The organism is Myceligenerans pegani (assembly GCF_014892515.1).
Lineage (GTDB): Bacteria > Actinomycetota > Actinomycetes > Actinomycetales > Cellulomonadaceae > Myceligenerans > Myceligenerans pegani.
Genome location: NZ_JADBGR010000109.1, coordinates 12,811 through 33,855 on the forward strand (window position 1 = coordinate 12,811; position 21,045 = coordinate 33,855).

Consider the following 21,045-nt stretch of genomic DNA (forward strand, 5'->3'; position numbering starts at 1 on the left):
ATGAGACGCGGGAACACGTGCGGCACAGGACGCGACGCCCCCGCCGTCGTCGGCCGGGCAGGGCGGCCCGACGACGGCGAGCGCGGGTCCCTCCACGTCATGACCATCCCGACCGCCGTCGCCTTCGTGACCGGCGCCGTGCTGGTCATCGCGATGGTCGGGTCCGCCACCGACGACCGCCGTGCGACCGGCTCGGCGGCCGACGCCGCGGCACTCGCGGCGGCCCAGGAGTGGGACGACCACCTGGGCATCCTGAGCGGACTGCACCTCGGGGCGCTCGACTTCCTCTCGTTCTGGGGCGTCCTCGACGCACCGCCGCTGACCGGCGACGTCCGGGCGGAGATGTACGAGGCGGCGGAGCTGTACGCCGAGCGCAACGGCGCCGAGCTGACCGACCTCCGGATCGACCCGTCCCGGCTCCAGGTGACCGCCGAGGTGCGGCACCTGGACGAGATCCCCGTCGCGGAGATCCGCTCGGAGGCGTCGGCGACGGCGCAGATCCGGCTGACCGGCGGCCTGTGCCTGGGCGAGGACGGCCTGGGCTGGAGGGTCGACGGTGAGTGCGTGACCGAGCCGCGTGAGGGCGACGACGACGCCGAGGTCCTTCCCGAGGTCGGGGACCCTCCCGACGACCGCGGGGAGATGAGCCAATACCTGGCCGCGAAGTACGCCAGGGAGCTCCCCGACAAGAACATCGTCGTCATCCACAAGGACATCGGCGTCGACTTCGGCTCGGACGTCCAAGGGCTGGAGCAGCTCGCGAGGGAAAGCGGCTTCGACGTGTACGCCCTCGACGAGGGAACGGTCACCCGCCGGGGCGATGGCGGCTACATCAACTGGGCCTTCTACGGCCGCTTCGAGCGGGACGACAACGTGGTGAGGTTCATGCCACGCGGCGACGACGACGTGCGGCTCCCCGACGTGGCCGGGTTCGGCAGCGAGGTCGTCCTGGTCGACTGAGGGGACACACGTGTCGCGCGGCGGGCCACGCGGCACCCACGAACTGGGTGGTCGGAAGGGTAGATGAGGGTCCCCTTCCGGCCACCCATTGCCCCATGGCCTCGGCGCTTCAGCCGGGCGCCATCCCGCGAGCAGATCCGGTGTTCCGCGCACCTGACCGGACGATCCCGTCGATCAGCATGCTCACGAGCTGATCGCCGCTGATCCGCCATTTCTCCTCCGCGAGGTGACCTGTGCGCTCCAGGCCCGCGATCCCGTGCGCGCTCGACATCAGGAGTGCGCCGTAGCGCAGGCTGTCGGCCTCTCCCACGACATCGGCCACGATGGCGAGGAACGCGCGCTCCAGCCGCCTCGCGGCGGCGGCAGCCTCCGGGGTGTCCGCCGGGGTGCTGAACATCAGGGCGTACAGGTGCGGTCGGCGACGGCTGATGCCGACGAGTGCCAGGACGGCCCGCTCGAGCCGCGATCCGGGCCTCCCCGGAACCGCTCGCAGTCGTTCCACCTCGTCCGCCAGGGAGTTCCAGGCGTCGACGGTGAGGCGGGCCAGCAGGCGCTCCTTGTTCTCGAAGTGCCCGTAGGGGGCGCCGCGCGAGACCCCGGCGCGGGCACCGACGGCGCGGAGGGTCACCGCGTCGGTTCCACCCTCGTCGAGCAGTTCGGACGCGGCACGCACGAGAGCGCGCCGCGTCGCCGCCGCGGTCTCGGCACGCGTCACCATGCCACCAGGTTACTTGACAGTGTCACATGAATGCTCCACAGTCGTTCGTATGACAATGTCACACGAACGACCGTCCGACGACGATCGCCTGCGGCGCCTGCTGGATCGCGCCGACATCAGCGATGTCCAGCTCCGTTACGCCACGGGAACCGACACCCGCGACTGGGAGCTCTTCCGCAGTTGCTTTACCGACGAGGTCGAGATCGACTTCAGCGAGGGCTTCGGCCAGCCCGTCGTGCGCCTCACGGCAGACGAGTGGGTCGCAGGGACCGCGCCGAGAATGGAGTCCTTCACGGCCACGCAGCACATGATCACGAATCAGGTCATCACGTTCGACGACAACGATCACGCCACCTGCATCGCGTACGTCCGGGCCAGCCATCACAGCCCGAACCCCACCGGCGACAGCGACCAGACCGTCTACGGGTACTACACCAACCGCTTCGAGCGAACCCGGGACGGCTGGCGGATCGCCGCGGTCAAGCTGACGGCCGTCTGGATGACGGGCAACTTCGGCATCTTTCAGACGGCCCTGACGCAGGCAGGCGTCCCGACGCCGGCCGGCTGACCCTCACCCGGAGACGCTCCGCGCGTGATGCTCGTGCCGAAGCCCCGGTGTCGTCACGACCGGTACGTCAGGCGGCGCAGGAGGATCTCCGCCGGGCCGCGCGCGTCCCGGTCCTCCTGCCACGCGGCGAACAACACCGTGAGTCCCCACACCGCGGCGGCGTACAGGAGCATCGTGAACGAGCTGAGGTGCTGCCCCAGTCCGAGCCCCCACGCGGCCAGCACCGGGGCGCAGAGCACCGACTGCAGCAGGTAGCAGGTCAACGAGCGCTGCCCCACTGCCTGGAGCGCGCCGGCCACGAGCCCGTCGACGGCGAGCGCGCCGCCGGGCCGGATCCCGGACACCCTCACCCGCGCGACCGGCTCCCGGGCCGCGGGCACGTCGGCTCGACGTCGGGCAACGGCAGAGCCGGCCAGGCCCCGTCGTCGGGCGACGGCATGCCCTGCCAGGCCCCACAGCGCAACGTAGCCCAGGCCGCCGAAGAAGCCCGTGACCATCTGGACGAAGAGGAAGAAGCCCTCGGCGTGCGAGGGCACGCCCAGCACGCCGACGTGGTCCAGGGCGTTCGGCAAGCCGCCGAACAGACCGAGCGGGACGCAGGTCGCCGCGACCCGGCGCAGCAGCGGGAGGTGGTCGCCCGGATTTTCGAGGACGCGGCGGCGGGCGGCCCAGAAGGCGAGCAGGATCATCATCGGCACGACGAGGTCCGCGATCCCCTGGCCGAGCGTCGTGTACACCCACTGGTCGAGCCGCTCCGGCACGGACGCCGCGTACGAGGTCAGCGAGATCGACGGATCGACGAAGGAACCGGGGACCGGTGCGGCCTCGGCCGCCGGGATCCGGGCGGCGGCGTACGCGCCGACGGCGGTCACCGCGGTCCCGGCCGCGAGCAGGCCGAGCAGGGCGCCGGCCCAGGCAAGGAGCGTGCCGTCCGCGCGCCGGAAGAACATCCACACGAGCAGCAGCCCGGCCACGCCGTACGCGCCGAGCACATCACCCATCCAGAGCAGGGCGGCGTGCACGAACCCGAAGGCGAGGAGCCAGAGGTTCCGCGCCTGCAGCAGACGCCGGGCTCTCGCCGGCGACGTACCGGCGGTGACCTGCCGCGAGTACAGCTGCACCATCCCGTAGCCGAACAGGAACGCGAACATCGGGTAGACGCGCATGTCGACGGCCACGATCAGGACGACGTCGGTCGCCCTGTCGAGCGGCGAGCCGTCGACCGGATGGCCGCTGCCCACGGCGTGCTCGCGGCCCCACAGGTACCAGGTGGTGTTCGCCATGGCGATCAGCAGCAGCATGAAACCGCGGGCGAGGTCCGGAGCGGGCGACCGCTCGGGGGCTCGAGCGGGGCCCCGGGTCAGGGTCGTCGACACCCTGCGCTCGTTCCTAACGACTTCTCGGCCGGGTACCGGCACGCACGCGCCGGTCGGCGGGGGCGTGCGGTGTGAGAGCGGGCCACCCGTCCACCCTAGGAAGCGACCCGTCCGCCGACGACGGTCCTCCGACCCAGCCCGCGCTGGGCCCGCGGACCCAGTTGGCGGAGTAACCGTAGGCCCAGGTCACAGTGGGTCCGCAGTGGGTCTCTGGCCTGTCGCCCGGCATCACGCCGCTCCCTAGGTTGGGGCGCGTGTCTCGTCGTGAATCTCCGGAGCTCCCGCTGCTGTCGGTGCGCCGCCGCCCGCGTCCGTACGACCCGGAGGCGGGGCAGGGCCTGACCGAGTACGTCGGCGTCGTCGGCATCGTCATCCTGGTCGTCATCCTGATCGTCGGCCTGGCGACGCCGGTGGGGGCCGACATCGGCCGCCAGCTCGTCTGCGCGGTGCAGTCGATCGGCAGCGCCGAGGGTTTCCAGGACTGCGTGGCGGAGGGCGACGGCCCCGGCGGGGAGAACGGCCCGGGCGACGGCGATGGCCCCGGCTCCGACGACGACTCCGACGACGGCCCGTGCGAGGGCACGATCACGACCGACGTCGTCGAGATCGACATCGACACCGACAACGACGGCGAGACGGAGCGGAAGACCCCCGCGGTGATCCAGATCGACTGCGTCTGGTACCCGGTGCCGTGGAGCTGCGTCGACGCGGGCGGCGACACGCTGTTCGGCGACGAGGAGGCGGTCTACGACCGCGAGGAGCTCGAGGAGCTCGCCAACTGCGTCACCAAGGGCTGGGGCGAGCCGAGCGACGACCCGGACGACGAGAGCTGCAACAAGACCAAGCCGTCCAGTGAGGACATCAGCCTGGATCCGCCGAGGGTCCGGATCGGTTGCACGTGGCGCCCCGTCCCCGAGGAGGTCTGCGACGGCGCCTGGGAGGCGTACAAGAACGCCGAGCCCGGACGCGAGCGAGCCGCGGCGGCGGGACCTCTCAACCAGTGCGTCCGCACCGCCTACGACAACATGGAGCCGGACTGCTACATCGAGATCAACACCCACAGCGAGACGGAGACGACGTCGTTCCTCTTCTTCCGGTTCAGCTCGACCGAGGCCGTGTTGATCGAAAAGCTCGGCGACGGCCGCGTCCGGGTGCACATTCTGGAGGGCTCAGGCTTCGGCGCCGGGGTGTCCGCCGAGAACCTCTTCGGCTCACCGATCTCGTTCGGTGTCGCCGGGATCAACGGCGTGACGGACGACACGACGTACGAGTTCGTGAACATGGAGGACGCCCAGCGGTGGATCGACTGGAAGGAGGAGTACGACAAGGTCTACAGGTCCACGGGGAACTGCTCGGGCGCGAGGGTGCAGTGGACCGGCGGCTGCGACAACAGCGACCGGCGAGACAAGCTCGAGGAGCTGGAGGGGCAGGAGCCGGACCATCATGTCGTCCACGACGCCAACCAGCACACGAAGACCGTCACGTTCAACGGCGGGCTGGACGGCGCCGTCGGGGGTCTGGGCGGCAGCGTCGAGGGCGGTTACGAAGGCGAGGTGATCGTCGAGGACCGGCTCTGGGACAACGGCCTCTACGAGGTCAGCTACACGTCGACCGACATCGGCGGATTCCTCATCGGTGGGATGCTCGGCGGCGGCAAGTCCTTCGGCAAGGGCGGCAAGAGCGGGGGCGGCTCGGTCGAGGGAAGCGCCAAGGTCGGCGGCGAGTGGAAGGGTTCGACCAAGACGACGGTGTACTGGGGCGAGGACGGCGACGACCCCGACGACCGCGGCGATCTCGTACAGATCTACATCACCATCGACGACCAAGCCCTCAGAACCCTCTACCAGGCCGGTATCGACATCGAGGCCGAGCTCCCGTACGGGTTCACGATCGGCGGCGGCTACAGCAAGAACGAGCAGGAGGGCAAGTCCTCGGTCCAGGAGTTCATCATCGACTTCAACCAGTACCCGGAGCTCAGGGCGAAGTTCGAGCCGATCGTCGACAAGCTCTTCCCCCGCGACGCCAACGGGAGGCTGAAGAAGGACGACATCGAGATCCAACCGTCCGACCAGGACCCGGGCGGCGAGTTCCGCGACGCGCTGGAGAAGTACGGCAACGTCCGCGAGCTCACCTACGACGACTCGAAGACCACCGAGTCCGGCGAGTTCGGCATCGGCTGGCAGGGCATCGACCTGTTCAAGAACGAGTGGATCACCTCCGACGAGGTGCGGACCCTCAACAGCTCCACGTTCGAGATCACCGACGTCAACGGCGACAGGGTCGTGATCGACCCGGCGCCGCGGTGCTCGCACGAGAGGTTCGAGCCGGACGACGACTACTACACCAACGGCAAGGACAAGACGGGAGCCGGCGGCGACTGGGACAACCCCAGGTACAACGAGGACGACGACGGCGGGCCCTACCCGGGCACCGGCTTCGACGGCGACGTGCCGGGCGACCGCGAGGAAAAGGCCAAGTCCCTGGCCTTCGAGTACGCCAACGCCTTCCCGGACAAGCACGTCATCGTCGTGCACGAGGACATCGGCCTCGAGTTCGGTCCGGACGTCAAGGGGAAGCAGCACCTCGCGACGGTGGGTGACTTCCGCGTCGTCGCCATCGACTCCGGCACCGTCACCCGCCAGGGCGACGGCGGCTTCATCAACTGGGCCTTCTACGCCTCCCCCGACTACTACGACCGGCCCGGCAGCGACAACGTGGTGCACTTCAAGCCGAAATCCGAGGACGAGAAACCCGACGAGAGGTTCCTGGACGAGTAGCCAGGGACGGATCGACGTCGGTGACACCAGTGACGAAGTCGGAAGGATGGTTGATGTCCGTGACCCTGTCGATACCCACGGCCCGCCGTACCGCGGTGGCCACGGCGGCGGTCGCCGCGCTCCTGCTGGCCGGTTGCACCGGCCAGCCCGATCACGAGCAGGACGACGACGCGGCACCGCCGGCGGCGTCGGACACGGTCACGCTCGTCACGCACGACTCCTTCGCGCTGAGCGACGGCGTCCTCGAACGGTTCGAGGACGAGTCCGGACTCACCGTCGAGGTGAACGTCGTGGGCGACTCCGGTGCGCTCGCGGACGCGCTCGTGCCGCCGGCCGAGGTCCCGCCCGGGGACGTCGTGTTCGGCGTGGACAACACGTTCCTGTCGCGAGTCGAGGACGAGGGCGCGACCGAGGTCAACTACCTGTGGCAGGTCGGCGAGGCGGATGTCTGCGTCAACGCCGACAGGGCGTGGTTCGCCGAGCAGGGTCTCCCGGTGCCGCGAACGCTCGACGACCTGATCGCACCCCGCTACCAGGGCCTGCTCGTCGTGCCCGACCCGGCGACGTCGTCACTCGGGCTCGCGTTCCTGCTGGCCGCCGTCGACGAGTACGGCGACACAGGTGTCGGGGACTACTGGACCGCGCTGCGGGAGAACGACGTCGCGGTCGCCGGCTCCTGGGAGGACGCCTACGGCGCCGCCTTCACCGCCGGGGGCGGCGACGGCGACCGTCCTCTCGTCGTCTCGTACTCGACCTCGCCGGCAGGCACGGTCGGGGACGACGGCGAGCCCCCCACGACCGCCCTGCCGGAGACCTGCTTCCGGCACGAGGAGTACGCCGGCCTGCTGACCGGCGGGCCGAACCGGGAGGGCGGCCAGGAGCTCCTGTGGTTCCTCACGTCCGACGCGGTCCAGCAGGACCTCCCGGCCTCGATGTCCCTGTACCCGGCGGACGACGACATCAAGCTGCCCGACACCGGGAGCAGACGGGCACCCCGCCCGCAGGACCCGCACGAGCTCGACCCGGAGGAGATCGCGGAGAACCGCGAGGCATGGATCGCGGCGTGGACAGCGACCGTGAGCGAGTGAACCCGGCGGTCTCGCTACGACGGCGAGTAACGGTCCGATAGAGTTTTGAGCAACAGTCTGGTAGAGATCCGAGAAACGGTATGACAGGATGCCGAGTAACGGTAGTGTAGGAGTGTGACCTACCTTCCCCGAATCGTCGACCAGCAGCTGGACGACCTGCTCGAGGGTCTCCCGGCGATCGCCCTCGTCGGCCCGAAAGCAGTCGGAAAGACCGAGACTGCGTCCCGTCGCGCCAAGACCATCCTGGACCTGGGTGATGAGTTCGAGCTCCGTCTCGCCCAAACAGATCCACAGCGCCTGACCCGCGTCGAACGACCTGTGCTCGTCGACGAATGGCAGGTCCATCCACCGATCTGGGACACGGTCCGCCGGGCAGTAGACCGCGGCGCCGGTCCTGGCGACTTCTTGCTCACCGGCTCTGCATCGCCGTCCCAGAAGCCCATGCACTCCGGAGCGGGCAGGATCGTGCAGCTGCGGATGCGGCCGATGTCTCTCGCGGAACGCGGGATCGCGAAGGCAACGGTCTCTCTTGCCGCACTGCTCTCGGGCACTCGGCCCGATATCTCAGGTGACTCTACGGTCGGTCTCGAGAGCTACGTCGACGAGATCGTCGCATCCGGCTTCCCTGGGATCCGCCAGTTGGCTCCACGCTTTCGCGCTGACGCCCTCGACGGGTATCTGAACGCTGTGGTGGACCGCGACTTCCAGGAACTCGGCCACACAGTTCGTCGGCCCGGGAGCCTCCGGGCCTGGCTGCGCGCGTTCGCTGCCGCGACATCCACGACCGCTTCCTACAACTCGATCCTGGAGGCCGCGACACCGGGCGACGCCGACAAGCCGGCACGCACCACGACGACCACCTACCGCGAACTGCTGCAGCGGATGTGGCTCGCCGAAGAGATACCCGCCTGGACCGGACTGGGGAGCATCATGACCGCGCTCGGCGTGGCGCCCAAGCACCAGCTGTGCGACCCGGCCCTCGCCGCACGACTCCTCAACGTCTCCGGCGATGCGCTGCTCACCAAAGCAAACCCGTCGGCCATCCCGTTGCCTAGGAACGGCTCCCTGGTCGGTGCCCTCTTCGAGAGCCTCACGACGCAGAGCATTCAGGTGTATGCGGACGCGAACCGCGCACGCGTGTCCCACTTGCGCACCAATCGTGGTGACCATGAGGTCGATCTCATCGTCGAACGCGGGGACGGCAAGGTGGTGGCGGTCGAGGTCAAGCTGACAGCACTCCCGGACGGCAACGACGTCAAGCACCTCCGGTGGCTCCAGGACAAGCTCGGAGACGACCTGCTCGACGCCGTCGTCGTCACCAGCGGGCCCGCCGCATATCGTCGCGAGGACGGCATCGCCGTCGTCCCGCTGGCGCTGCTCGGCGTGTGAACCCGCCGCCTGCTTAACCCGGACTGGGCCCGCGGGCCCACCGCCCAGACGTCATAGGCCCAGGTCACGGTGGGTCCCTGGTCTGTCGCAGCGACGCCCTCCTGCTCCGTACGTTGAGGCGCGTGTCTCGTCGTGACCTTCCTGACCTCCCGCTGCCGTCGGTCCGTCGCCGGCCGCGTCCGCACGATCCCGAGGCCGGGCAGGGTCTGACCGAGTATGTCGGCATCGTCGGTGTCGTTCTCCTGATCGTCATCGTGATCGTCGGCCTGGCGACACCCGTCGGAGCCGACATCGGACGGCAACTCGTGTGCGCGGTCCAGTCGATCGGCGATCCGGACGGGCATCGGGAGTGCGTGGAAGGAGCGGGCGGTGGGGAGAACGGTCCGGACGATGACGGCGAAGCCGGCCCCGACGACGAGGGCGACGAGCCGGACGGCCCGTGCGAGGAGACGATCACAACCGACGTCGTCGAGATCGATCTCGACGGGGAGGACGAGGCAAAGACCCCCGCGGTGATCCAGATCGACTGCGTCTGGTACCCGGTGCCGGAGAGCTGCGTCGACGACGACATCCGCGACCTGTTCGGCGACGAGGAGACGGCCTACGAGCGCGAGGAGCTGGAGGAGCTCGCCGGCTGCATCACCACGGGCTGGGGCGACCCGAGCGACGACCCGGACGACGAGAGCTGCAACAGGACCAAGCCGTCGAGCGAGGACGTCAGCCTGGACCCACCGAAGGTCCGGATCGGCTGCAAGTGGCTTCCCGTTCCCGAGGACGTGTGCGACGCCGAGTGGGACGCGTACAAGAACGCCGAGCCCGGACGGGATCGGGCGGGGGCCGCAGGCATTCTCGACAAATGCGTCACCGACGCGTACGACAACATGGAGCCCGACTGCTACATCCAGATCAACACGCACATGGAGGAGGCGAGCAGCCAGTTCCTCTTCTTCAAGTTCAGCTCCTCGGAGGGTGTGATGATCGAGGAGCTCGGTGACGGGCGGGTTCGCGTCCACATGCTGAAGGGCGACAGCCTCGGGTTCGGCGCCTCGGCCGACGAGATCTTCAACTCACCGATCTCCTTCGGCGTCTCGGCGCTGGAGGGAGACGTGCAGGACACCACCTACGAGTTCGTCAACCGGCAGGACGCCCAGAACTGGATCGACTGGAAGGAACGGGAATCCGGCATGGAGCGCAAGCGGGACTCCGCTTGCAACACCAGGATGGGTGCCGGCTGCCACGGGGCCAATCAGGACTACGACGAGTTCCTCGAGGACGAGCCGGACCACCACATCGTCACCGAGGCCGACTCCGAGACGAAGAAGGTCACCTTCAACGGCGGCATCACGCTCAACGGTGACAACAGCAACGGCCCGCTCAGCGGCGGCATCGAGGGGGGCTACGAGGGCGAGGTGATGGTCGAGGACCGCATGTGGGACAACGGCTTGTACGAGGTGAGCTACACCTCGACCGACATCGGCGGCTTCCTCATCGGCGGAGCCCTCGGCGGCGGGAAGTCCTTCGGCAAGGGCGGCAAGTCGGGCGGTGGCAGCGGCGGCGCGAGCGCGGGCGCCGGAGGGGAGTGGAAGGGCTCCACGAAGACGACGGTGTACTTCGGCAACGAGGACGAGGACGGCGACGGGCTCGGCGACATCGTGCAGATGTACATCACCATCGACCAGCAGGCCCTGCAGACCCTCTACCAGGCCGGCATCGACGTCGAGGCGGAACTGCCGTACGGCTTCACCGTCGGCGGCGGCGGCTTCCACTCGGAGAAGGAGGGGAGCTCGACCGTCCAGGAGTTCATCCTCGACTTCAACCAGTACCCCGAGCTGCGCAAGACGTTCGCCCCGATGGTCGACGAACTGTTCCCGCGCGACGAGACCGGGGAGCTCGAGAAGGGCGACATCGAGATCCACGAGAAGGACTCGGTGGACGACGACATCGAGAACGCGCTCAAGGACCACGGAAACGTCCGGGAACTCACGTACGACGACACGAAGGTCGAGGACCTCGGCGAGGTGAACATCGGCTGGCAGGGGATCGACCTGTTCAGCAGCGAGTGGATCACCGTGGACGAGGAGCGGGTCCTGAAGGAGTCCTCCTTCGAGATCACCGACGTCAACGGCGACAGGCAGGTCGTGAAGCCCGCCCCGCGCTGCAAGCACGAGGAATTCGTGCCGGACGACGACTACTACACCAACGGCAAGCAGAAGACGGGTGCCGGGGGTGACGAGGGCAACCCGGTGTACGACGAGGACGACAGCGACGGCCCGTACCCGGGCACGGACTTCGACGGTGACGTACCCGGGGACCGCGGAGACATCAGCAAGTCCCTCGTGACGGAGTACCGCAAGGCGTTCCCGGACAAGAACATCATCGTCTACCACCGGGACATCGACCTGGAGTTCGCACCCGACGTGAAGGGCAGGGAATACCTGGCCGAGGTGGAGAACTTCTACGTGGTCGCCCTCGACTCGGGCAAGGTGACCCGCAAGGGCGACGGCGGCTACATCAACTGGTCCTTCGCCGGCAACTACAGCCGGCCGGGCGACGGGAACGTGGTCCGGTTCGAGCTGATCCACGAGGAGGAGGATCGCGACGAGACGTTCCTGGACGAGTAGCCGGGCAACTCGCGATCGGATGACGCCGTGATGAAGTCGAAAGGACCGTTCATGTCCACGCTCCCGGCCCGCCGGCACGGGCCGCGCGGCCTACACGGCCAGGCCCACCGCCAGCGCGACGACGCCGAGCAGCGGGAGCGCGCCCTGCTTCGCCGCGGCAGCCGCCATCGACGGGTTCGAGAGCACCAGCACGAGCGCCGCCGCCACCATGGACCCGGCGCCGACGAACACGAGCGTCGCCCCGACCGCCGTCGTCCCCGCGGCCATCAGCACGATGCCGAGCGCCACCTCGACGGCCAGGAAGAGGTTGTAGAAGCCCTGGTTGAAGGCCAGCGGCTGGGTCACCTGCGCCGCCTCGTCGGAGCTGATGCCGAACGTCGCCCGCGCCCGGCGACTCCGCCAGGCGACCGACTCCAGGTAGAAGATGTAGACGTGCACGACGGCGGCGAGGCCCGCGAGCACGAGCCCGGTGATGATCATGCGCCGACGTTATCCCAGCCCGCGCCGCTCGTACCGACACCCGAGCCGCGAGACCCGACCCACCCCAAGGGGCACGCGGATCTGCTGCCGCAGTTTTACAGCAGCTTCCAGCAGGACAGGCTCTCAGACGGTGCGGTTGGCGACCGCCTCGGCGAAGGCCATGAGCGCGTCCTTGACCGGGCCCGGCGGGAGCGGGGCGAGCTCGTCGGCCGCCTCCTGCGCCCAGGTGCGCGCCAGCTCGCGCGTCTCCGCGAGGACCTCGTGCTCCCGCAGCCGCCGCACGACGTCGGCCAGCGCGTCGTCGGAGGACAGGTCGCCCTCCAGGTCGGCCAGGAGTTCCCGGTCGGCGGCACCCGCCGAGGCGGCGTCGGCCGGTGAGGACCCGCTGTCGCGCCGGCCGGCCTCCGCCGGGGCGGCGTCGCCCAGGGCGTCGTCCCCGCCCCGGACGCCGTCGTCATCCGCGACGCGTCGGCGGAGCAGGAGGGCCGGCATCGTGGGCACGTGTTCGCGCAGGTCCGTGCCGGGGGTCTTGCCGGAGACGGAGCCGTCGGAGGCGATGTCGAGCACGTCGTCGGCGAGCTGGAACGCGACGCCCACCTTCTCGCCGTACGCGGCCACGGCCTCGACCTGGTCGGAGGGTGCGCCGCCGAACATCGCGCCCAGCTTGGCCGACGTCGCCAGCAGACTCGCCGTCTTGTCGCTCAGCACCCGCAGGTAGTGCGCGACGGCGTCCTCGCCCTTGTCCGGCCCCGTGGTCTCGTGGAGCTGGCCGAGGCACATCCGCTCGAACGTCCGCGACTGGATGAGCACGGCCTCCGGCCCCAGCTCGGCGACGCGCTGCGACGCGCGGGCGAACAGCATGTCCCCCACGAGGATCGCCACCGAGTTGCCCCAGACCGAGTGCACCGACGGCGCTCCGCGACGCACGGGGGCGGAGTCCATGACGTCGTCGTGGTAGAGGGAGGCCACCTGCGTCAGTTCGACGACGATCGCCGCGTCGATCAGCTCGCGGCGCGTCCCGTCGCCCAGCTCGCCGCACAGGAGCGTGAGCAGCGGGCGGAACCGCTTGCCGCCCGCGTGCACGAGATGCCGGGCGACGTCGTCGGCCAGTGCGTCGGCCTGGGCGACCGCCGCCTCGAGAGCCTCGTCGACCTCGGTGAGCCGGTCGGCGAGCCGGTTCGCGAGGGCGGTGTCCTGCACGGGGAAGCCCAGCGTCGCGGCGGCCGCGGCAGAGTCGGTCAGCGCCGCCGCCGCGGCGTCGGTCTCGTGGGGTGCAGAAGTCACGGGACGAACCTACTTCGTACGGCCCCGGTTCGCGGAACTCTGCGGGAACCCGGGTGGAGTGGCCTCCCCCACACTCGGCCGGCCGCCGACCCGCCGCCGGTCATGGGACGTACCGCGTAGCCTGTTCGGCGAGGTCGAGCACGAGCGACGGGAACAGCCCGAGCCCGAGCGTGGCCACGGCGCACAGGGCGATGGCCACCGCGGCCGGCCCGCGCGAACCTACGACGACGGCGTCGGTGGCGGCCTCCTCGGCCGCCTCCTCGCGCTCCTCCCCGAAGACGGTCACCGTGGCGAGCCCGCCACCGGCGGCCTCCACCTCGGCGCCCTCGCGCGGAGCACCGGCCGGGGGCGTCGCGTCGCGGCCGACGGCGCCACCCGCGGTTCCCGACGCGTCGACGGCCTCCCCGCCTGCGTCGGCGTCGCCCGCCGGGGTGGCCGCCGTCCCGACCAGCTCGCCACCGGGCGCCTCGGCACCCGCTCCGGCCGCGGCCGTGTCCGCGTTGCTCGGCGTCATCACCATGACGACGATGACCCGCACGTAGAACGCCACCGCGACCACGGAGGCCAGCACGCCCACCACCGCGAGCCACCAGTAGCCCGCGGCGACGGCCGCCGAGAACACCCCGAACTTCGCCACGAACCCGGCCGTCAGCGGGATGCCCGCCATCGACAGCAGGAACAACGCGAAGGCGGCGGTCAGCCACGGCGCCCGGCGGCCCAGGCCGCGCCAGGCGGCCAGATCGGTGGCCTCGCCGAGGACCACGCCGTCGGCGGACCGCTCCCGCACGAGCGTGACGACGGCGAACGCGCCGATCGTCGCCACACCGTAGGCCACCAGGTAGAACAGGACGCCCTGGATGACCTCGCCCGCGAACACGTTGCCCTCGGCGGTCTGCCGGGCGGAGACGACCGCGCCGCCGTCCACCAGCGTCGCGAAGCCGACCGCGCCCGTGACGAGGAACCCTGCGTGCGCGATCGACGAGTACGCCAGCAGGCGCTTCACGTCGGTCTGCACGGCACCCACGACGGTGCCGACGGCCATGGTCAGCACGGCGATGACGACGACGGCGAGCTGGAGCCGCTCCAGCACCTCGGGCGGCATCCCGAAGCCCGCCTTCCACAGCACCTGCACCAGCGCCACGACGGCGGCGGCCTTGGTCGCCGCGGCCATGAATCCGGTGATGGGGGTGGGCGCGCCGGTGTAGACGTCGGGGGTCCAGGCGTGGAACGGCACCGCGCCGACCTTGAACAGCAGGCCCACGACGACGAGCACCACGCCGGCGAGGTACAGCGTGGCCATGCCCTCGGGCAGGCCACCGGTCTGCGCGATGAGCTGCTGCGACGCCGTGGCGACGTCGGCGAGGCGGACGCCCACGGCGGACGGGTCGCCGCCCTGGAGCACGGTCCCGCCGAACCCGTAGATCAGCGCCACGCCGAAGATGAACAGCGCGGAGGCGAACGCGCCCAGCAGGAAGTACTTCGCCGCGGCCTCCTGGGACAGGAGCCGGCGCCGGCGCGCCGTCGCGCACAGCACGTACAGCGGGAGGGACAGCACCTCGAGCGCGATGAACATGACGATGAGGTCGTCGGTCGAGGCGAACAACATCATGCCGCCGGCCGCGAAGAGCAGCAGCGGGTAGATCTCGGTCTGCCGCAGCCCGGCCTCGCGGGCCAGGTCCTCGTAATGGGTGCCGGGGACCGCGGAGGCCGTGGGGGCGAAGGCGTCCTCGCCGGCCGACGTACGGTCCGCCACCACGAGCACGCCGAGGAACGCGAGGATCACGATGATGCCCTGCGCCCCGAGCGCGAACGGGGTGAGGAACAGTGTGCCGCCCAGCACCTCCGGGTTGAGCGCGGCCTCCTCCCCGGGCGCCCCGGTCAGGGACCGCTGCAGCATCCCCCACAGCACGGCGACGGCGACCAGCGCGCCGGTGAGTGCGACGAGCGTGAGGACGATCTGCGTCACGCGGCGCGCGCGCTCCGGCACGAAGGCCTCCACCAGGACGCCGATCACGCCCGTGCCGAGCACGATCAGCAGGGGCGCCAGCGCCGCCCACTCGATCTCCGGAGCTGTGAACCCGGTGATATCAACCATCACTCATTCCCTTCCGCGGGGGCACCGGCGTCGTCCGCGCCCGCCGCGCCGTCGTCGGCCACGCCGTCGGCCCCGGCCTCGACAGTGGCGACCGCCTGGGTCGCCGGGGCGTCCACGTAGTCGAGCGCGAGCTGCGGCACGAGGCCGAGCACGAGCAGCCCGATCACGAGCGGCGCGGCGACGAGCCGTTCCCGCCGGCCGATGTCGGGCATCCGGTCGAGCCCTTCGGCGACGTCGCCGGTGAACATCTTCTGGTAGGTGAGCAGGATGTACAGCGCGGCGAGCACGACGCCGGGCACGGCCGCCAGCGCCCAGCCGGGCGAGTCGCCGTAGGCGCCGACGAGCACCATGATCTCCGAGACGAACGTCGCCAGGCCCGGCAGCGACAGCGTGGCCAGCCCGGCCACGAGGAACGTCCCGGCGAGCACCGGGGTGACCGTGCGCAGGCCGCTGTAGTCGGTGATGACCTGGGACTTCGCCGGGTGGCGCCCGATGAGGAACCCGGCCGTGAGGAACAGCGCGCCGGTCGCCAGGCCGTGGTTCAGCATCATGAACGCCGACCCGGCCGTGCCGAGCTCGGTGAACGTGAAGATGCCCAGGATGATGAAGCCGAAGTGGCTCACCGAGGTCCAGCCCACGAGTCGCAGCAGGTCGGTCTGCCCGATCGCCGCGATCGCGCCGTAGAGCACCGACACCACGGCGAGTCCGATCACCAGCGGGGCGGCCCAGCGCGACGCCTCGGGGAAGAGCGGGAGGCACAGGGTCAGCATCCCGAAGGTGCCGATCTTGTCCAGCACACAGATCAGCAGCGTGGACGTACCGGGCGTGGCGTTGCCCGCGACGTCCGGCAGCCACGAGTGCACCGGGACCATCGGCGCCTTGATCGCGAACGCGATGAAGAAGCCCGCGAACATCAGCCTGCCGGCCACCGTGTCGAGCTCGAGCCCGGTGAGGTTCGCGGTGAGGAACGCGTCCCCGGGCCGCAGCCCCGTCTCGGGGTCCACCGGCACCTGGAAGTACAGCGCGATCACCGCGGCCAGCATGATCAGCCCGCCCGCGAGCGAGAACATCAGGAACTTCACGGCCGCCCGCCGGCGCTGCGGGCCCTGTCCGAACCCGCCGATGAGGAAGTACGCCGGGATGAGCACGGCCTCGAACAGCACGTAGAAGAGGAACACGTCGCGCGCCGCGAAGACGGCGACCATGAGGGCCTCGAGGATCAGCACGAGGGCCGTGTACCGGCGCAGGTGCAGCCCGTCGTCGCCCTGCTCGCGCCAGGCGGCGGCCAGCACGAGCGGCACCAGCACGACCGCGAGCGCGATCAGCAGGAGGCTCACGCCGTCCACCCCGAGGGCGTAGGAGGCGCCGATCTGCGGGATCCACGGGTAGGTCTCGGCGAGCTGGTACTCGGCGGCGGTCGCCGTGTCGAACTCGAAGAACGCGCCGATCAGCAGCAGCACCTCGACGAGCGCGGCGACGAGCGCCGTCGTCTTGGCCAGGCCCGCGCCGCCGGCGCTGCCGCGCCGGGTCCGCACGAGGCCGGGCAGCCACACGGCCGCGGCGGCGACCAGCGGGAACACCACGAGCGTGGTCAGCCAGGGAAAGGTCATCTCGATGTCTCCTTACGCTCCGGCCGTCTGCCCGACGGTCGCGACGAGCACGACCACCACGCCGATGATCAGCACGCCCGCCGCCATGGAGGCGGCGTACGCGCGCACGTACCCGGTCTGCGCCCGGCGCAGCCAGGCGCCGAACCCGGCGACGCCCGCGGCGAGCGCGCCCCAACCGCGCGCGACCACGCCCTCGTCGGCGGTGACGAGCACGGCCGTGACGCCCTGGCCGGGCTTCATGACGAGGCCCTCGTTGACCGCGTCCTGGTAGAGGTCGCGTCGTGCGGCACGCGTCAGGAACGACCCGCGTGGCGCCTCGGCCGGCACGTCGCGCCGGTACATCAGGTACCCGACCAGTGCTCCGAGGACGACGACGGCGATTGTGGCGCCCATCAGCACCGGGACGGCCAGCACCGGCTCGTGGTGCTCGGCGTGTCCCACGCTGGGCTCCAGCCAGGTGCTGAAGATGTCGCCGAAGGCGAGCACGCCGCCCAGTGCGATGGAGCCGACCGCAAGGATCACCTGCGGCCACACCATGAGGGCCGGCGACTCGTGCGGGTGGTACTCGGGCTCGGTCCAGCGCGGCCGGCCCCAGAACGTCATGGTCATGAGGCGGGTCATGTAGAACGCGGTCACGCCGGCGCCGATCAGCGCGGCCCCGCCGAAGACCCAGGGCTGCCAGCCCTCGCCGACGAAGGCCGCCTCGATGATCTTGTCCTTGCTCCAGAAGCCGGAGAAGGGCGGGATGCCAAGGATCGCGAGCCAGCCGAAGATCATCGACCAGGCGGTGAGCGGCATGACGCGGCTCAGGGCGCCGAAGCCGCGCATGTCCACCTCGTCCTTCATGCCGTGCATCACCGAGCCGGCGCCGAGGAACAGGCCCGCCTTGAAGAAGCCGTGCGTGAGCAGGTGGAAGATCGCGAAGGCGTACCCGACCGGGCCCAGCCCGGCGGCCAGCATCATGTACCCGATCTGCGACATCGTGGAGGCGGCCAGCGCCTTCTTGATGTCGTCCTTGGCGCAGCCGACGATCGCCCCGAAGATCAGGGTCACGGCGCCGACGATCACGACGACGAGCTGCGCGGTGGGTGCGGCGTCGAGGATCGGCCCGGAGCGGACCAGCAGGTAGACGCCGGCGGTGACCATTGTGGCGGCGTGGATGAGGGCGGAGACCGGCGTCGGGCCGGCCATCGCGTCGCCGAGCCACGCCTGCAGCGGGAACTGCGCGGACTTGCCGCACGCGGCGAGCAGCAGGGCGAGGCCGACGGCGGTGGCGGTGCCCTGGTCGAGCGCGCTCACGCCCGCCGCGGCGGCGATGCCCTCGCCCGCCGCGCCGCTGCCGAACAGCGTGCCGAAGTCGAGCGCACCGGTGTGCGCGAACAGCAGCGCCATGGCGACGATGAGCCCCATGTCGCCGACCCGGTTCATCACGAACGCCTTCTTCGCGGCGACCGCATTGGGACGCTTGTGGTCCCAGAACCCGATGAGCAGGTACGAGGCCAGGCCCACGCCCTCCCAGCCGACGAACAGCACCAGGTAGGAGTCGGCCAGCACGAGCACGAGCATCGCCGCGATGAACAGGTTCAGGTAGGCGAAGAAGCGGCGCCGGTGGGCGTCGTGCGCCATGTACTCCACGGAGTAGAAGTGGATGAGCGTGCCCACGAAGGTCACGAGCATCACGAAGGTCATCGACAGCGGGTCCAGCCGCAGCCCGAGGTCCACGTCCAGGCCGCCCGCGGACAGCCACGTCGACAGGTGGTGGTCCGCGACCCGTTCGACGGGCTCCGCGCCGATCATGCGGAACAGCAGCCAGATCCCCAGCACCGCCGAGGCGCTGGAGGCGAGCACGCCGATCCAGTGGCCCCACTTGTCCAGCGCGCGCCCGCCCAGCAGCAGGATCGCCGCGCCGATCAGGGGAAAGCCCACCAGCCAGGGGGCGTACCCGATCACGTCGTTCACTTTCCCAGTCCCCCCTCAGAAGGCCTCTAGATGGTTGAGTCGTCGGTTCCGCTGCGGGCGAGTGCCTCGTTCCTCGGCCCTCACCCTCCGCTGCACCTCCGCCTCACCCATGGAGCAGGTTGACGTCGTCGACCGAGGCCGAGCGCCGGGTGCGGAAGATCGTCACGATGATCGCCAGGCCCACCACGACCTCGGCGGCGGCCACGACCATGACGAAGAACGCGAGCACCTGGCCCGTGAGGTCGCCGTGGATCCGGGCGAACGTCACGAAGGCGAGGTTGGTCGCGTTGAGCATGAGCTCCACGCCCATGAAGACCACGATGGCGTTGCGGCGCAGCAGCACCGTCGTCGCGCCGATCGCGAAGAGGATGCACGCCAGGACGACGTAGTTGGTGATGTCCATCAGGAGTCCTCCCCGCCGTCGCGCCCGGTTCCCCAGACCGGCGAGACCTCGCCGGCCGGTTCGATCGCCGTCTGCTCGACCGACGACGACGTCGCCACCGGCGACGTCTCCACCAGCGTCGCCGGAGCCGCCTTCTCCTGCCCGCGGATGCGCAGCACCCGCGAGACGGAGTGCTCCAGCGGCCGGCCGTCCGGCCCGAGTGCCGGCGTGTCCATCGCGTTGGACTGCGCGTACACGCCGGGGGCGGGCAGCGGCGTGAGCGTGCCGCCCTCGGCGAGCGCCTTGACCCGCTGCTCGGCGACGTACCGCTGCGTCCGCTTCGGCTCCAGCCGGCGCCGGTGGGTCAGCATGAGGGCGCCCATCGCGGCGGTGACCAGCAGCACGCCGACGGTCTCCATCGCGAGCACGTAGTCCCCGAACAGGATGCGGGCCAGGCCGACCGGGTTGGCGACCTGGTCCTCGGTCGGTGGCGCGCCGGCCCGGAACGTGGCCTGGGAGACCACGCCGATCAGCACGATCGCCAGCCCGAGGCCGAGGAGCAGCCCGATCCAGCGCTGCCCGCGGATCGTCTCGGTGAGCGAGTCGGACGCGTCGACGCCGACCAGCATCAGCACGAACAGGAACAGCATCATGACGGCGCCCGTGTACACGACGACCTGGACGACGCCGAGGAACGGCGCCGAGGAGGCGATGTACATGATGGCGAGGCTCACCATGACGAACACGACGCACAGCGCGGCGTGCACGGCGCGCCGGACGAACAGCAGTCCGAGCGCGGCGAGCACCATGAGAGGTGCGAGCACCCAGAAGAGGAACGCCTCGCCGCCGGAGGTGGTCATCCCGGCCATCTCGTCGGGGGTCATCGTGCCGCCCCTTCGTGCCGCACGGAGCCGACGGCGGTCGTGGTGGCGCCGGTCGCGGGAGCGCGCACGGAGCCGACGGCGGCCGCGCCGGCGGCCTTCTCCGCCTCGCCCGGCCCGGCGTCGGGCCGCATCTCGTGCTGCCGGAGCGTCGGCGCGGGCAACTTGCCGGTGGCGACGGCCTCGGCGGCGTCCAGGGTCTCGTCGTCGGGACGCCGCTCGCGGACCCAGTCGACCTGGGCCTGCGTGGCGGCGAGGACGTCACCCCGGTAGTAGTCGGTGTCGGTGGTGCCCTCGACCATGGGGTGCGGTGCGGCGAGCATGCCCTCGCTGAGCGGGGCCAGCAGGTCCTGCTTCTCGTAGATCATGCCCTCGCGCGAGTTCCCGGCGAGCTCGTAGTCGTTCGACATCGTCAGGGCCCGCGTGGGGCACGCCTCGACGCACAGCCCGCAGAAGATGCAGCGCAGGTAGTTGATCTGGTAGACGCGTCCGTACCGCTCGCCGGGGCTCATGTGCGCCCCGTCCGGCGAGTCGGCGGCAAGGGTGCCCGGTGCGGCGTCCGCGTTCTCGGGCAGGTCCGCGTTGGACGCGCCCTCCACGTAGATCGCGTCGGCCGGGCAGGCCCAGGCGCACAGCTCGCAGCCGATGCACTTCTCCAGCCCGTCGGCGTACCGGTTGAGCTGGTGGCGGCCGTGGTAGCGGCCCTGCGGCGCGACCTTCTTGCGCGGGTAGTCCTCGGTCACGACCGGCTTGAACATCGAGGCGAACGTGACCCCGAACCCCGCGACGGGCGCGAGGAACTCTCCCAGGCCCTTGGCCTGGGGACGTAGCGGTTGGTAGCCGGTCTCGTCGTGCAT

Annotated in this window: 16 protein-coding genes; 6 read left to right on the forward strand and 10 right to left on the reverse strand. The window is 70.4% G+C overall.

From position 1 onward, the window contains the following. Complete coding sequence (locus tag IIE03_RS23075; RefSeq protein WP_192865139.1) at positions 1 to 960, forward strand: hypothetical protein; 960 nt, start codon at positions 1 to 3, stop codon at positions 958 to 960. 109 nt (positions 961 to 1,069) lie between these two features. Here IIE03_RS23075 and IIE03_RS23080 read toward each other — a convergent pair whose 3' ends face one another. Beyond that, the gene (locus tag IIE03_RS23080) at positions 1,070 to 1,678 is read right to left on the reverse strand and encodes a TetR/AcrR family transcriptional regulator (RefSeq protein WP_192865140.1); all 609 of its coding nucleotides are present in this window, start codon (positions 1,676 to 1,678) and stop codon (positions 1,070 to 1,072) included. A gap of 49 nt (positions 1,679 to 1,727) precedes the next feature. Between IIE03_RS23080 and IIE03_RS23085 the strand changes: the two genes are divergently transcribed. Continuing rightward, on the forward strand, positions 1,728 to 2,246 hold the full coding sequence (locus IIE03_RS23085; RefSeq protein WP_192865141.1) for a nuclear transport factor 2 family protein: 519 nt from the start codon (positions 1,728 to 1,730) through the stop codon (positions 2,244 to 2,246). 53 nt (positions 2,247 to 2,299) lie between these two features. Here the strand turns inward: IIE03_RS23085 and IIE03_RS23090 are convergent, their stop codons facing one another. After that, positions 2,300 to 3,622: a DUF418 domain-containing protein gene (locus IIE03_RS23090; protein WP_318843140.1), complete on the reverse strand. Its 1,323-nt coding sequence runs from the start codon at positions 3,620 to 3,622 to the stop codon at positions 2,300 to 2,302. 254 nt (positions 3,623 to 3,876) lie between these two features. Between IIE03_RS23090 and IIE03_RS23095 the strand changes: the two genes are divergently transcribed. The 4 genes from IIE03_RS23095 (at position 3,877) to IIE03_RS23110 (ending at position 11,497) form a co-directional block, all read left to right on the forward strand. After that, on the forward strand, positions 3,877 to 6,399 hold the full coding sequence (locus IIE03_RS23095) for a hypothetical protein (protein ID WP_192865142.1): 2,523 nt from the start codon (positions 3,877 to 3,879) through the stop codon (positions 6,397 to 6,399). Between the two features lie 53 nt (positions 6,400 to 6,452). Next, entirely contained in the window at positions 6,453 to 7,487 is a 1,035-nt protein-coding gene (locus IIE03_RS23100; protein ID WP_192865144.1) for a thiamine ABC transporter substrate-binding protein, read from the forward strand. Positions 7,488 to 7,601: 114 nt separating this feature from the next. After that, a complete protein-coding gene (locus tag IIE03_RS23105) occupies positions 7,602 to 8,876 on the forward strand; it encodes an ATP-binding protein (RefSeq protein ID WP_192865145.1) in 1,275 nt (424 codons plus the stop codon). A 122-nt stretch (positions 8,877 to 8,998) separates the two neighbouring features. Then, positions 8,999 to 11,497: a hypothetical protein gene (locus IIE03_RS23110; RefSeq protein ID WP_192865147.1), complete on the forward strand. Its 2,499-nt coding sequence runs from the start codon at positions 8,999 to 9,001 to the stop codon at positions 11,495 to 11,497. Positions 11,498 to 11,587: 90 nt separating this feature from the next. On the opposite strand, the gene IIE03_RS23115 is transcribed toward IIE03_RS23110, so the two are convergent. The 8 genes from IIE03_RS23115 to nuoI form a co-directional block, all read right to left on the reverse strand. Continuing rightward, positions 11,588 to 11,977: a DUF1304 domain-containing protein gene (locus IIE03_RS23115; RefSeq protein ID WP_192865149.1), complete on the reverse strand. Its 390-nt coding sequence runs from the start codon at positions 11,975 to 11,977 to the stop codon at positions 11,588 to 11,590. 123 nt (positions 11,978 to 12,100) lie between these two features. Beyond that, on the reverse strand, positions 12,101 to 13,261 hold the full coding sequence (locus IIE03_RS23120) for a polyprenyl synthetase family protein (RefSeq protein ID WP_192865151.1): 1,161 nt from the start codon (positions 13,259 to 13,261) through the stop codon (positions 12,101 to 12,103). 100 nt (positions 13,262 to 13,361) lie between these two features. Beyond that, positions 13,362 to 15,356, reverse strand: coding sequence for an NADH-quinone oxidoreductase subunit NuoN (gene nuoN, locus IIE03_RS23125; RefSeq protein WP_192865152.1), 1,995 nt, complete (start codon positions 15,354 to 15,356; stop codon positions 13,362 to 13,364). Continuing rightward, a complete protein-coding gene (locus tag IIE03_RS23130; RefSeq protein ID WP_192865154.1) occupies positions 15,356 to 16,966 on the reverse strand; it encodes an NADH-quinone oxidoreductase subunit M in 1,611 nt (536 codons plus the stop codon). The genes nuoN and IIE03_RS23130 overlap by 1 nt, the downstream gene beginning before the upstream one ends. Positions 16,967 to 16,978: 12 nt before the next feature. Continuing rightward, positions 16,979 to 18,916, reverse strand: coding sequence for an NADH-quinone oxidoreductase subunit L (nuoL, locus tag IIE03_RS23135; protein WP_192865316.1), 1,938 nt, complete (start codon positions 18,914 to 18,916; stop codon positions 16,979 to 16,981). A gap of 112 nt (positions 18,917 to 19,028) precedes the next feature. Next, positions 19,029 to 19,328 carry an NADH-quinone oxidoreductase subunit NuoK gene (gene nuoK / locus IIE03_RS23140; RefSeq protein WP_192865155.1) on the reverse strand — a complete coding sequence of 100 codons (300 nt, stop codon included), beginning with the start codon at positions 19,326 to 19,328 and terminating at the stop codon, positions 19,029 to 19,031. After that, the gene (locus IIE03_RS23145) at positions 19,328 to 20,191 is read right to left on the reverse strand and encodes an NADH-quinone oxidoreductase subunit J (protein ID WP_225998234.1); all 864 of its coding nucleotides are present in this window, start codon (positions 20,189 to 20,191) and stop codon (positions 19,328 to 19,330) included. The genes nuoK and IIE03_RS23145 overlap by 1 nt, the downstream gene beginning before the upstream one ends. Beyond that, positions 20,188 to 21,045, reverse strand: coding sequence for an NADH-quinone oxidoreductase subunit NuoI (gene nuoI, locus IIE03_RS23150; RefSeq protein WP_192865318.1), 858 nt, complete (start codon positions 21,043 to 21,045; stop codon positions 20,188 to 20,190). Before nuoI ends, IIE03_RS23145 begins: the two co-directional genes overlap by 4 nt.